At 68.6% G+C, this 12,798-nt stretch carries 11 protein-coding genes; 2 read left to right on the top strand and 9 right to left on the bottom strand.

What is annotated here, in order from left to right:
- Positions 1–55: 55 nt before the first annotated feature.
- The 9 genes from ACYVOK_RS14465 to ACYVOK_RS14425 all read right to left on the bottom strand — a co-directional run bounded on the left by ACYVOK_RS14465 (position 56) and on the right by ACYVOK_RS14425 (position 11,606).
- Complete coding sequence (locus ACYVOK_RS14465) at positions 56–1,495, bottom strand: sulfatase-like hydrolase/transferase (protein ID WP_460662897.1); 1,440 nt, start codon at positions 1,493–1,495, stop codon at positions 56–58.
- Between the two features lie 37 nt (positions 1,496–1,532).
- Entirely contained in the window at positions 1,533–2,783 is a 1,251-nt protein-coding gene (locus ACYVOK_RS14460; protein ID WP_460662896.1) for an MFS transporter, read from the bottom strand.
- Positions 2,780–3,307, bottom strand: a complete 528-nt coding sequence (locus ACYVOK_RS14455; protein ID WP_460662895.1) for an ArsR/SmtB family transcription factor — start codon at positions 3,305–3,307, stop codon at positions 2,780–2,782. Before ACYVOK_RS14455 ends, ACYVOK_RS14460 begins: the two co-directional genes overlap by 4 nt.
- Positions 3,308–3,412: 105 nt before the next feature.
- Complete coding sequence (locus ACYVOK_RS14450) at positions 3,413–3,577, bottom strand: hypothetical protein (protein ID WP_460662894.1); 165 nt, start codon at positions 3,575–3,577, stop codon at positions 3,413–3,415.
- A gap of 43 nt (positions 3,578–3,620) precedes the next feature.
- On the bottom strand, positions 3,621–4,694 hold the full coding sequence (locus ACYVOK_RS14445; RefSeq protein WP_460662893.1) for an FAD-dependent oxidoreductase: 1,074 nt from the start codon (positions 4,692–4,694) through the stop codon (positions 3,621–3,623).
- Between the two features lie 76 nt (positions 4,695–4,770).
- On the bottom strand, positions 4,771–7,221 hold the full coding sequence (locus ACYVOK_RS14440; protein ID WP_460662892.1) for a X2-like carbohydrate binding domain-containing protein: 2,451 nt from the start codon (positions 7,219–7,221) through the stop codon (positions 4,771–4,773).
- A gap of 130 nt (positions 7,222–7,351) precedes the next feature.
- Positions 7,352–9,301, bottom strand: coding sequence for a heparinase II/III domain-containing protein (locus tag ACYVOK_RS14435; protein WP_460662891.1), 1,950 nt, complete (start codon positions 9,299–9,301; stop codon positions 7,352–7,354).
- Positions 9,302–9,727: 426 nt separating this feature from the next.
- The gene (locus ACYVOK_RS14430) at positions 9,728–10,921 is read right to left on the bottom strand and encodes an amidohydrolase (protein ID WP_460662890.1); all 1,194 of its coding nucleotides are present in this window, start codon (positions 10,919–10,921) and stop codon (positions 9,728–9,730) included.
- 28 nt (positions 10,922–10,949) lie between these two features.
- Positions 10,950–11,606: a GntR family transcriptional regulator gene (locus tag ACYVOK_RS14425; RefSeq protein ID WP_460662889.1), complete on the bottom strand. Its 657-nt coding sequence runs from the start codon at positions 11,604–11,606 to the stop codon at positions 10,950–10,952.
- Between the two features lie 105 nt (positions 11,607–11,711).
- On the opposite strand from ACYVOK_RS14425, the gene ACYVOK_RS14420 reads away from it, so the two are divergent.
- Both ACYVOK_RS14420 and ACYVOK_RS14415 read left to right on the top strand, forming a co-directional pair.
- The gene (locus tag ACYVOK_RS14420; protein WP_460662888.1) at positions 11,712–12,131 is read left to right on the top strand and encodes a low affinity iron permease family protein; all 420 of its coding nucleotides are present in this window, start codon (positions 11,712–11,714) and stop codon (positions 12,129–12,131) included.
- A gap of 205 nt (positions 12,132–12,336) precedes the next feature.
- On the top strand, positions 12,337–12,765 hold the full coding sequence (locus ACYVOK_RS14415; protein ID WP_460662887.1) for a hypothetical protein: 429 nt from the start codon (positions 12,337–12,339) through the stop codon (positions 12,763–12,765).
- Positions 12,766–12,798: the final 33 nt, after the last annotated feature.

Below are 12,798 nucleotides of genomic sequence, written 5' to 3'. Positions count from 1 at the left end.
GTGAGGAAGATCAGTCCCCGGTCAACCTCGTTCGAGTCGGGCGCCGGCGAGGTGGTCAAGCGCCGGTGCGGCGTTCGGCTCCACCTGGCTGGTACGTCTGCGAGTCGTCGAGGCCGAGGCGGGCCGGGCGCAGTTGTCCGCGTCCGGAGACCGGGCGCTCGAAGGCATCCAGGCCGGCGTCGGTGTGATCGCGGAACCAGTCGACAAGGACAGCGTGGTGTTCGTCGGCGCGTGCCGCATGGCGACGGTCTCCGATCAGGTTGACCTGCTCCTCCGGGTCGTCGGTCAAGTCGTACAGCTCATCCGGACCCTCGTGGCGGGTCACGTACTTCCACTCAGCACTGCGCACCATGCGCGTTCCGCCGTACTCGTCGAAGACGGTGACGGTATCCCGATGTACGCCGGCGTCGCCGAGGAGCGGGTTCACCATGGAAGTGCCGGCCGCCAACGGATCCGCCGGCACCGGCACGCCCGCCAGCTCGAGCAGGGTCGGGTGCAGATCGCAGGCACTGGCCAGGTCGTCGAGGACTCTGCCCTCCGGCAGCAGGCCCGGCCGGCTGATGATGAACGGCACGCGGACCGACCGTTCCCAGAGGTTCAGCGGCCAGGTCGCGTTCCCCTTGCCCCAGATGCCGTGGTGGCCACAGGAGAAGCCGTTGTCGGACGTGAAGACGACGATCGTCGAATCACGCAGACCGAGTTCGTCGAGCCGGGAGACGATCCGCCCGATACCGCGGTCCATCGCGGTGATGGAGGCGAAGTACCCCTGAAGGCTCGGCCTGGGGTCGCGCATCGCGTCGCTGACCGGTCCTGGCTCCCAGCTGAACCAGGGGTGGGCATCCTCCTGTGGACAGGTCTCGAAGTCGCAGTCGGCGTAGAGCGCGAGATCTTCGGGCAGGTGCTGGCCTGTCCACGGGCTGTGCGGAGCTGTGTAGTTCACGGCGAGATAGAACGGCGCGTCACTCGCCCCCGCGCCGTCGATGAAAGACAGCGCTTCGTCGGTGATCGCGTCGGTGATGTACCGGGGTTCGCTGACCCGCCTGCCGCCCACCCACACGGGCGCGCCGTGGTAGGGCCCGTCCCCGGTTCGGTGGGCGTACCAGAACTCGAATCCAGGGGCCGGCTCGCGTGCGCTGCCCAGGTGCCACTTGCCCGAGTACCCGCACCGCCATCCAGCGCTCGCCAGAACCTCCGGAGTCGTCACCAAGCCGGCCAGGTAGCGCTCGTCGTCGGCCTCGACGACGCCGTACGCCTCACCACGGATCCAGTCGTGTACGCCGTGCGCCGACGGCATGCGGCCGGTCAGCAACGACGCCCTGGCCGGCGAACAGACCGGAGACGCGCAGAAGAACCGGTCCATCCGGACGCCCCGCGACGCGAGCGCATCCAGCGCGGGCGTGTGAATCTCCTGGTTGCCGGCGCACCCAAGCGCCCAGGCACCCTGGTCGTCACTGACGATGACCACGATGCTGGGCCGGTCCGATGTCGAGTCCATGGTGCTCATCCCATCAGACCGGCCGGAGATCCGGCGGTCACGACGGTGGCGGAGGGGTCGTGGTGACGACCGGCGTCGCGCGGCGGAGGTCCCGCACCGGCCGCGAAACCAGTGTCACCAGCGAGATGACGACGTACGCCGCGCCGGCCACCACCATCACCTGCTGAATGCCGAACGCCAGCCCGACCGGGCCGAACAGCAACTGGCCGACGGGGACCGCGACGAACGAGCCGAGCATGTCGTACGAGTAGGCGCGCGACAGCATCTCGTCCGGCACGTGCTCCTGCATCGCGAGGTCCCAGCCCAGCCCGAAGACCTGGCTGCCGACGCCCGCCACGAACGTGGCCGCCATGGCCGCCACCAGAACGGGCTCGATGCCGAGGACCAGCAGCGGGACGCCGTTGAGGGCGATGGCGAGCATCCCCCAGCGGAGTGGCCTGCGGAAGGAGATGCGGATCAGGGCCAGCGAGCAGACCAGGAAGCCGACCGCCTGGGCCGACCGGATCAGACCCCATCCCGCCTCGCCGATGTCGGTCCGGGTGGCGAGCACCGGGCCGAGAGTGTTGAACGCCCCGCTGGAGATGGCGTTGAGCAAGGAGAACGCCGCGACGACCACCCAGAGCCACGTGGTGGTGCGGAAGTAGGTCCACCCCTCGCGCAGATCGGCGACGGCGCCCCTGCTCCGGTGACCCTCGGCCGGGCGCGGGATGCGCACCCGGGTGAGGGCCAGCGTCGCGACCAGGTAGGTGGCGCCGTCCACGGCCAGCGCCCATCCCGGCCCGACGACGACCACGAGGACGCCGCTCACCGCCGGGCCGAGCACCATCAGCGCGTTCTCGGGTACGGCGAGCACGAGGTTCGCGGCCTTGAGTTGGTCGCGCGGGACCAGCTGAGGAAGCACGCCCGCCAAGGCCGGCATGCCCGCGGCGGTGGCGGTGCCGTTCAGCGCGGCGAGCGCCGCCAGGTGCCAGACCTCGGCAGTGCCGCTGAGCACCAGCGCTGCCGCCGCCAGCTGACTGAGTCCGGATGCGACGTTGGATGCCTGGATCACCAGGGTCCGGCCGAAGCGGTCGGCCAGGACGCCGCCGGCCAGCAAGAACACGACCATCGGGATGCTGTAGGAGGCCAGGACCGTCCCGAGGGCGGTCGCCGAGCTGCTCACCTCGAGCACCGCGAAGGTGAGCGCGACACCGGCCATCGTGGTGCCGGCCCGGTCGATGAGCCGGGACAGCCAGTAGTAGCGGAAGTTCCGCTCACGGAGCGGGGCGAGCGCGCGGGCATCGGTCATGATCGTGCCCTCCTGGTCATCTGGAACGTCCAGGAGGTGGCACTGACGTGCACTGTGCCCGGCGTCCGCGGCGGCTGATTGTGGTCGTGCATGAGCATCGATGCCTCCGCCAGCAGCTCGCGCACACGCTCCCAAACCTCGGGCCGCACCCAGCCCTCGAGGTCGCTCAGCTGGCTGTGGGTACGCCGCTTCCGCTGCCGCAAGCGCCGCTCGAGCTCGCGGGCGAGCGCCCGCACCTCGGCGACCTGGGTCTGCGTGGTCGCGTGCCGGCGATGCCGTGCGGGGTCGTCGTGGGGATAGCGGTAGCGTTTGGCGACGCCACCGCGGATCCGCTCCTCCCCCGCCTCGACGATCGCGCCCGACTCGAGCAGCAGCCGTAGGTGGTACGACGCGTTCGCATGGGTCAGCCCGAGCTCGCGGGCCACCTCGGCGGCACTCATCGCCGAACCGGTCAGCAGCGACAGGATGCGCAGCCGAACCGGATGAGCCACCGCCCGCAGCTCCCTGATGTCGTCCTCGGCCATCGCGTCCTCACTCCCCAACGGATCTTGGGGAGCACAATGCCCGAAGACCGGGCCAACCGTCAAACACTTCTTGGGTAGTTGTCCGGCCTGGTCAGGATTCTAGGGTCAGGGCTCGAGGGTGAGTCCCAGCACCTGGTGGAGCAGCAGGGCCGCGGCCAGGAAGACCAGACCGGTGAAGACGAGATCCTCGAACCAGTCGACGACGCCGGGTCTGCGGGCCGGCAGGATCTTCGGGTTGTAGAACAGGATCGACACCATGATCACCGCCACCGAGAAAATCAGGCCGGCCCAGATCCACCGAAGAGTTGCTCATTCAGGCGGGGGTCCCCACTGCGAGGGCGAGCCTGAGGACGCGGTCTCGGGCCGGTGTGCACCGGCGGATCTGGCTCAACTTGCTCGCCCACAAGGCCATCCGGGCGATGCGTTGCGTCGGCCGGCGCCGGCGACGGTCGTACTCGCGCAGTCCCTCCGTGGTCGTCGCCGCGGCCGCGAGGCACTCGGCCAAGGTCACGCCGTCGATCAAAGCCTGGCAGGCGCCCTGGCCGAGATCGGGAGTCATGGCGTGGGCGGCATCTCCCACTAGCGCGACATTGCCGCGCACGTAACTGCGCAGCGGCGGATCCAGGTAGTGCAGGTCGTGACGCAGCACGTCCGAGGCGTCGTACCGGTCGAGGATCGCCGGAATGGGGTCATGCCAGTCGCCGAAGAGCCTGCGCAGTTCGGTGACATCGTCACCCGGTGGCCGGTAACCCTCGGGTGCGGTCAGTACGGCGTACCAGTTGGTCCGGCCTGGCTCCTGTGGTGTCAGACCGAACTTGACCCCTGCTCCCCACGTCTCGCCGCCCTCGGAGCAGTCGACATCGGCCACACCGCGCCACACCGTCGCGCCGGCGAAACGCAATTGGGAAGCATCCGCGAACAGCTCGGTCCGGACGACACTGCGGATGCCGTCCGCCCCGATCAGGACGTCGTACCGACCGCGCAGTTCCTCGACCTCGTCGATGGGCGAGTCGAAGCGTACGACGCCCTCCGGAAGGGCGGCGGCGAGCAGGCCGAGCAGAGCGGGACGTGACAACAGGTAGACGGGTTCTCCGTAGCGCTGTTGTATCCGGTCGACGTCGAGTGTGGCGAACGCCGTACCGTCCGGACGCCTGAAGACTCCGTTGCCTTGCAGTCGTCCCACGTCCCGCGCCTGCGCCCCGAGCCCGAGTGTGTCGAGCGCCCGCAGCGCGCTCGGCCACATACCCAGCCCGGTCCCTGTGCCGGGCAGACCGCTGGAGCGTTCGAAGACAGTGACGTCCCAGCCGGCCCGACGCAGTCCGATCGCGGCGGCCAAGCCACCGATCCCGCCTCCCACGACCGCAGCAGCACGGTTGGCCTTCAGCACGATTCCTCCTGATCCTCCGCTGCCGAGGCCTCCGAGCTTAGATCAGCTACATGTAGCCAGGCAACTTATAAATCGCTCAACGGGCGATCGTGTAACGGATGGTGTCGTTGCGGAGGGTGGCGCCGGAGGCCTTGACGATGCGGAGGGTGTGGTGGCCGTGCTTCAAGGTCGGGGCGGTGAAGGCCTGGCGGGCGGTGACGCGGACGTCGTGGTGGAGATTCACCCTGCGTACGAGCGTGCCGTCGAGGTAGACGTCGGCTTCGCCCTGGTCCGGACCGAGTGCGGTGATCCACTCGACACCGTTGCCCTGGAAGGTGAAGTTGATCGCTGCGCCGTCGGCTGTCGCGGCGTGTACGTCGTCGCGATAGTCGCCACGGAACCGGAAATCGAGCGCCGCCTTGCCGACGGGTAGCGCAGCCAGGTAGGCGGTCCTCACGGTGACGGTGTTTCCGTCAACGGTGTAGTCGGTGCCCTTCACCAGGTCCTGGCCGTTCCTGGAGACCGCGACCAGTTCACCGGGGTCGCGGGCGATCTGGACGCTGACGTCGGCGGGGGCGTTCTTGTCGAAGCCGGCGGTGCTCGGGTTCAGCAGGCTCTGCTGCCGGACGTTCAGTTTGTCGAGCAGCATGAACTGGCCGGACTTCTTCACGCCGCGGATCGTGTGGGTCCCGTTCGGCAGATCCGAGATGCTGTACACGACCTGCTGGGCGCCGCGCCCTTCTGCTCGGTACGTGCTCACGGTCTGCTTGAACTGACCGTCGATGTAGATGTCGACGTCACCCTGCGAGTTGTGCGTCTCGGTCACGTAGTCGACGCCGGTTCCGACGAAGCTGTACGAGAACGAGTCGCCGTTCGTCTCCGTGTACTGCACGTCGTCCTGATAGTCGCCGAGTCCGCGATTCGTGCTCCGGCTCCACGAACCGGTGTAGACGATCTGCGGGTTGTCGTTGTTCAGTTCGAGAGTCCGTACGCCGCCCTCGTCCGTCGGCGCCGTACCGGTCTGCGTCCCGGAGTCGGTCACGGTGACGGTCAACGGCTCCGAGACCGCCGGAACCTCGAAGTTGCCGTTGCGCTGCCAGGCGCCGTCGTACGACACCCGCAGATCGTCGTCGTTGACGCTGATCGCCGAGTTCTTCTGCGGCGTGACCTTGAGCAGCCGGACACCGTGAACCGGCACGTCCTGGGCGGTGAAGCCGGACGTGAACTGGCCCAGTTCCTTGTGCGCCCACAGGTCGCGCACCTTGGCGGTCCCGTCCAGTCCGAGATCCGACCAGTTCACTGTCATGTCCGACGCGGTCTGGCCGAGGTTGAAGAGGGCAACGGTGTAGGTGTTGTCCGGGTTGAGCGCGAACCAGACCTGCCGGTTGGTCTTCGTCGACACCGGCTGCGCGGGACGGCCCGCCTGGTTGACCGCGATCACCTCGCGGTTCGTGAGCAGTTCCAGGCCGTACGGGTCGAGCCTGGTCATGTCGTTGCCGATGTACATCGGGGCGGCCGAGATCGCCCACAGCGTCGCCGCCGTACGACGTTCGTCCTGGGTGAGACCGTCCATCTGGCCGTTGCCGACGTTCAGGGAGTCGAGATCGTTCCAGCCGCCCGGCCCGGCATGGCGCCACCACTCGGCCAGCTTCGGGAACAGCCGCGCGATGTTCTGCCAGGTCGTCAGCGCCTGACCGGGGCAGTAGCACTCGACGTCCCAGTCGATCCGCCAGCCGTTGGCGTACTGCTTCCAGTAGTCGGCGTAGTTGATGTCGAGCGCCCAGGACAGCTCGAGCCAGATGTTGTGACGGGCAAGGGCCTGCGACCACGCCTTGACGTCGTCGCGGGCGTCGAGCGAGAGGTCGCTGATCCCCGAACCCGGCGTCACACTGTCGAACTTCAGGAAGTCGACGCCCCAGGCGCCGTACAGGTCGGCGATCGAGTCGATGTACTTCTGGGCGCACGGCTTGGTGAAGTCGATCCGGTAACCGAGGCCCCAGTAGTCCGCCTTCGTCAGCGGCTGGACGGCCAGGTCACCGGTGCGGCACCCCGGAGCGCCGTACACGGGAAGGTCGGCGTCGATCAGGGTCTTGCTGATGCCCGGGATGCCGTAGAGCCCGACCTTCTGGCCGTTGGCGTGGATGTGGTCGATCACCGCCTGCAGGCCGTCGGGGTAGAGCGTCGTGCTCGGCACGGGGCGGCCGTACTCGTCGGTGCTGCCGTTCCAGCCGGCGTCGATGTTGATGTACTCGTACCCGTACGGCTGGAGCTTCTCGTGCATCGCATCCGACTGGGCCTTGAGCCGGTCGGCGGAGATCCAGCTGCTGCCGTCCGACGAGTAGACCTGCATGCTGTAACTGCTCCAGCCCATGTAGGGCTTCAGCGCCTTCTCCCCCGCCGGTCCACCGTTCCCGCTCGCCGTCGCACTGATCGTGCGAGGCGCCGGTACGGCGGACGACGGGACAGCCAAGCCGGCCGGAAGCAACCCGGCAACAGCGAGACCCACGACTATGCCTCGCCGTGCCCTGCTCCGTGCGGATCTGGTCATGAGCGGTGACCTCTCTGAAGATCTGCCGGCCGAGACCCGCCTCCGGGTTCTCGGCACGAATCCGAGAACCCGGATCAAATAGGATATTGGAACCTTTACTTCACTCTGTCAAGATTCCATCCGATCTGAGTCAGCCGCGGTAGAGCGAGCCACCGCCGGAGATGGCGATCGTCGCGGCCCGGCCGCCGACGTTGAGATTGACGATGAACGTCGTACCGACCTGCCGGGTGGTGTAGGTGACCGACCCGGTGGCGCGCACCGGAACGACGAACGACAGGATCGACGCGGTCCTGCCGGACCGGGCCAGCATCAGGGTCGGCGCGGACTTGCGGACGTAGCTGCTCGGGTAGTACCAGCCCTGGATCGGGTTCGTCTGGGCCTGCTTGACCAGGGTCGCGCCGGCCGGCAACGCCTGCTTGAACGGGATCTGGAACAGGACCGTCTTGGTCGAGTCACCCGGCGCCATCGCCACTGCGGTGGTGCGGGAGTAAACGGTCGCCCGCTGATCCGGTGGCAGATGCCACAGCGTCTGGAACGCCTGCGCGGTCGTCGCCGACGCCCGGTCCCAGGTGACCATCAGGTCCGGGTCCTTCAGCACCAGGACCGAGCGGACGCGGCTGATCCCGGTCCCCGGCACATCGGTGAACTGATACGACTCCGCGTTCGCCTTCACCGACGACGCGGTCAGCCGCGTCACCGGGTTCGCGGCCTTCGCGAGCGGCGTCGTCATCACGCTGTGCGCCGAAGGGCTCATCACCCAGGTGCGCCACACTCCGGCCGAGTACGCCGCGTACCCGCCGTCGATGACGATGTCCCGGCCGCGTGCGGTGTACGTGATGCTGGTGTGGTCGAAGTGTCCGTGGAACGCCCTCGCCGGACCGAACCGGATGCTGTACGTCGACTCGCCCGCGAACCCCCGACTGGGATCGGTCCCCCAGCCGGTACGGCCGAAGACATAGCCGGCCGAGTAGATCCCGACGCGCCACGGCGGCGCCGTACCCTTCGTCCCGCGGGAACCGGCGTACTCCATCGGCGTTCCCGGCCACGGGTACGTCGCCTGGAGTTCGGTGTCACCGAGTTGATGGAGTTTGCCGAGTGAGTTCGTCGCCAGGGTCAGCCACTTGGCCAGCAACGCTCGCCGGGTCGACATCGTCGTACCGGGGTCGACACCGCCGTTCTGCAGCACGGCGATGGCACGGCCCCAGAGCGAGTAGTTGAACGCCGCGTACCCGGTGGACTGCTCGTTCGTCGACCCCTGCGCATCGATCGACGTGGTGATCCCGGCCGCCAGTCGCTGCTGGGCCAGTTTCTTGTAGTCGGCCCGGTTCAGCGTGACACCGACTCCGAACAGGGCGATGCTCTCGTCGGTGCCGTGGTTCCAGGCGCCGCTCCAGTTGTACGTGAGGAACCTCGCGTGACTCAGGAGAGCCGCGTCGACCCACGCGTAGCGGGCCGGCAGTGTGGTCACCTTCAGGCCGGACAGGATCGCCTGCCGCAGGCAGATCAGCACGTTCGTCCGGTGCATGGTCGACTCCCAGGCGCCGACATTGCCCTTCCACGAGTACGGGTTGTCGCGATGCCAGTCGTAGGCGATCGTGTTCACCCGGGTCAGTGCGGTCAGGTCTCCCTTGCCAGCGGCAACGATGCCCTGGCCGAGCCAGCGCAGCGAGTGCAACCACATGTACCAACTGGCGTTCTTGTACGGATTCGACAGCCAGTTGATGTTTCCGCCACCGTTGCCGACCTTGTACGGCGCGTACGGTCCCCAGGTGAACACGTCCTTGTACAGGTTGGCCAACGGGTTCGTCCGCTCGATCCCGCTGAACCCCGGACACGCGTAGAAAGGCGCCGCCAGCGTCTGGACCTGGTTCGTCCCGACATCGGTGGCGGGCGGCGCCGTGGCGGGTACGACGTTGCTGCCGCCGGGCACGAACTGTGCCTCCTCCGGCCCCGGCGGCGCGGGCACGATCTGAATGCCCGGCGTGGCCGCCGTACTTCGGGATTCTGCCGTGGCCACTCCCGCTCCGAGAACGAGAGCGACGATTCCGGCGGCCGCACCGGCCGTGCTCGTGAATCGCATGAGATTTGTCCCTCCCCCGGCGTCACCGGACGGCGGCGACGCCATGACGGCTCGGGATCCCGATCGCTCACCAGAGCCGAAGGCTCGCGATCCGGGCAGCGTCGTTCCCGCCGCGGATCGACTCTGGACGCGAGGCTGAGCCCGCGCCCGTGCTGGCCTTGCCGGCGCACCTGCTCGGGCACTGCTTGTGGCCTGCCAAGTGCACCTGGCCGTCTGCGAGCACGCGGTCTTCCGCGGGGGCGGTCCGCTCGCCGTCGACAATGCCTCGACCCGAATCAGGCCGAGCGTGACTCCTGAAGTCCGATCACCAGGATCCCCACCCCCCTCCTGCGCTCCCCCACTACTCCTTCGATGCGCCTGCCCCGGCAAAAGTTGCCCCACCATGTCGCCCCCCCGCGGTCGACCGGAGACAGGCAGGACCGCCGCTCAGTCGGCGAGTTCACCGCCGCGGGCAACGATCCGTCCGCCGGCGATCACGAGCTCACGCCGCGGTGCCCGGACCAGCGCGTCGGGAACGTTCTGGGCATCGAGCAGTACGACGTCAGCCCGCGCACCGGGGCCGAACGGGTCCCCGTCGCGGTGCACGAACCGCCGGCCTTCGACGGTCGCCAGTCGGACGGCGTACTCGAGTTCCTCGTCCGTGCGCAGACCGTGCAGCCGGGCGAACCCCAGGGCGATCCGCAGCAGGTCGCCGTCGCCGTACGGCGACCACAGATCGCGGATGCCGTCCGTACCCAGGCCGATCGCGACCCCCGCTGCGCGCATGGCGCGCCACGGAAGCGGCGCGGACCTGACCGGCGCGACCGTCGTCCAGGAGACACCGGCCGCACCGAGTTGCTCGACGAGCCGCGCCTGACGGTCCGCCGGCAGCTCGCCGAGGGCGAAGCCGTGGGACACGTTGACCTTGCCCGCCAAGCCGGTGGCGCGGGTGCGTTCGATGATCAGCTCGTACTGGAAGGCGCCGAGCTCGCCGCCGTCGTGCAAGTGGAGGTCGATACCGACACCCCGCCGCTCGGCGATGCCGAACAACGCGTCGAGTTGACCGACCGGGTCCCGGTCGATCGACGCGGGGTCGAGACCGCCGATGCTGCTCGCGCCTTCCGCGGCGGCCCGGTCCAGGAGGTCGAGGACGCCGGGTCGCCGAAGTACGCCGTCCTGCGGGAACGCGACGATCTCCACGTCGACGGCGTCGTCGAGGGCGGCAGCGGCCTCGCGGACGAACTCGATACCACGCAGGCCGACGCCGAGGTCGACATCGACGTGCGTCCGGGTCGCGGTCGTGCCGTGCCGGAGGAACTCACCCAGTACGGCGATCGCGCCATCCACACTGGGGATGCCGTACTTCGCCCGCTCGGCACGCTCATGGGCGATCCGGCCCTGGGTCGTCGGCTCACCGCCGTACGAGATCCACGGCTGGCCCCACCAGCTCTTGTCCACATGGGCGTGGGCGTTGACGAATCCGGGCAGCGCGAGCAGACCGCGTCCGTCGATGCGCTCCACCCCATCAGTCCGGTCCTCGGTCCCGGTGGGCGTCATGGCCGCGATCGCTCCGTCGGCGATGTGCAGATCCACCGGTTCGTCACCCCACGGGCGGACGTTGGTAAGCAGCAGCGAACTCATCGGATAATGGTATACCAAACCGCGGAACTCATCGCGTCAAGTCGCCGGCGGCCGGCGAGCGGTCCCGCTGCAGACGACGCGAAGCCTCCAGGTGGTCGACGACGAGGCGCTCGACCGCGGCGACGTCGCGGTTCGCGATCGCGGCGTACAGCTCCCGGTGCTGCTCGGCGACCGCGGACAGGTCGTCGTGCTGCGCGAACAGCCAGCGCATCCGGCTGCGCAACGGCCGCTCGATCTCGACCAGCAACTCGTTGGACGCGAGTTCGGTGACGATCTCGTGGAAGTCGGCCGCGGCGCGCCGGGCCCGGACGGCGTCGCCGGCCCGCGCCGCGGCGATCTGCTCATCGACCGCACGCTTGAGCCGATCCAGGCCGTCCCGGGTACGGCGCTCGGCGGCCAGCCGGAAGGTCAGCGGCTCGAACGCCGCGCGGACCTCGTGCAGATCGGCGATGTCCGACTCGGTGAACGCGCGGACCACCGCCCACGACCGCGGCCGCAACGTCACCAGTCCTTCGGCGACCAGCGCCTTGAGCGCCTCCCGCACCGGCACCCGGCTCACCCCGAGGTCGTCGGCCAGCTCACGCTCGACCAGCCGCTCGCCGGGCCCGCGCACCCCGTCGAGGATGTCGTCGCGCAGCCGTCGAGTGACCCGCTCCGCCTCGGACTCGAATCCACCCTGCCCCATGCGCGCTCCCTCGCTTGGTATACCGATCCCAGTATGCCGATCCGCTCACAGGTTTCCGGCCTGGGTACCGGAGACTGCCAACTTTGGACTGAAGGAGGTCGGTGGATGGCGAACACGGTGACGGAGCAGACCGGTACGGCGCACATGCCGTCGGACGTGTCGGGCAGCGTGGGGCTGTTCGACCGGTTCGCCGGTACAGCGTCGAGGTTCGCTTCCCGGGCGTGGTTCTTCGCGCTGTGTGTCCTGCTGGTCCTGCTGTGGGCACCGTCGTACTTCCTGATCGGGTCGGTCGACACCTGGCAGTTGATCATCAACACCGCCACCACCATCGTGACCTTCCTGATGGTCGCCCTGCTGCAGAACTCGCAGACCCGCGCCGACGCAGCCGTCCAGGACAAGCTCAACGCGATGGCCGCGGCGCTCGCGCAACTGATGGACTCCCACGCCAGGGACTCGGCCGAACTGCGTGACGCCACCAAGGAACTGCGCCAGGCCGTCGGCCTCGAGGAGAGAGAAAGCTCCTGACCGCCGGCGTCGCCGGCGACCGGTGGTTGTGAAAGGCAACGGCGTAAAAGCCTTGCAATGGGATGGATTCGGGCCGACACGCCTCCAAGGCTTGCGGTCGTCCGGGGAGTTCGGTAGGAACGTGAACTCAACAACTCGTCAAGCCGTCTCGCCCACGGTACCGGCGGGCTGCCATCACCAGCAGCACACTCGGGAGGCGTCAAGAATGACGAACCAGTACGACGAAGAGAACACCGAATTCGGTGACAGCGGCAACCAATCCTCGCCTGGCGGAGGAGGCGGCGGATTCGGTGACGAGAGCAACGACAGCGGGTACGGCGGTGGCGATGACGGTGCCTCCGGCAACGACAGCGGCGGCTTCGGCGACGAGCGCTCCGGCGGTGACGTCGAGGGCGGCGGCTACGGCGAGGCCGGCGGCGAGTCCGGCTCGGGGTACGGCGAGGCCGGGAACGACTCGGGGTCGGGGTACGGCGAGGCCGGCTCGAGCCTCGGCGAGGGGTCGGACGAGCGCGGCTCCGGCAGCGAGGGCTCCGGTTTCGGGGACGGCGGCAGCGAGTCCGGCGGCGGATTCAGTGACGGCGGCTCGGAGTCGCCGGAATCCGGCGGCGAGTGGCAGGACCAGGACCGCTCCTGACGACTGAGCGTCGTACGACTGCCTGACGGGCGT

It is taken from the genome of Kribbella swartbergensis, from assembly GCF_054784135.1.
Note: the sequence above shows the minus strand (reverse complement) of the source record. Positions and strands in the feature narration are given on the sequence as shown.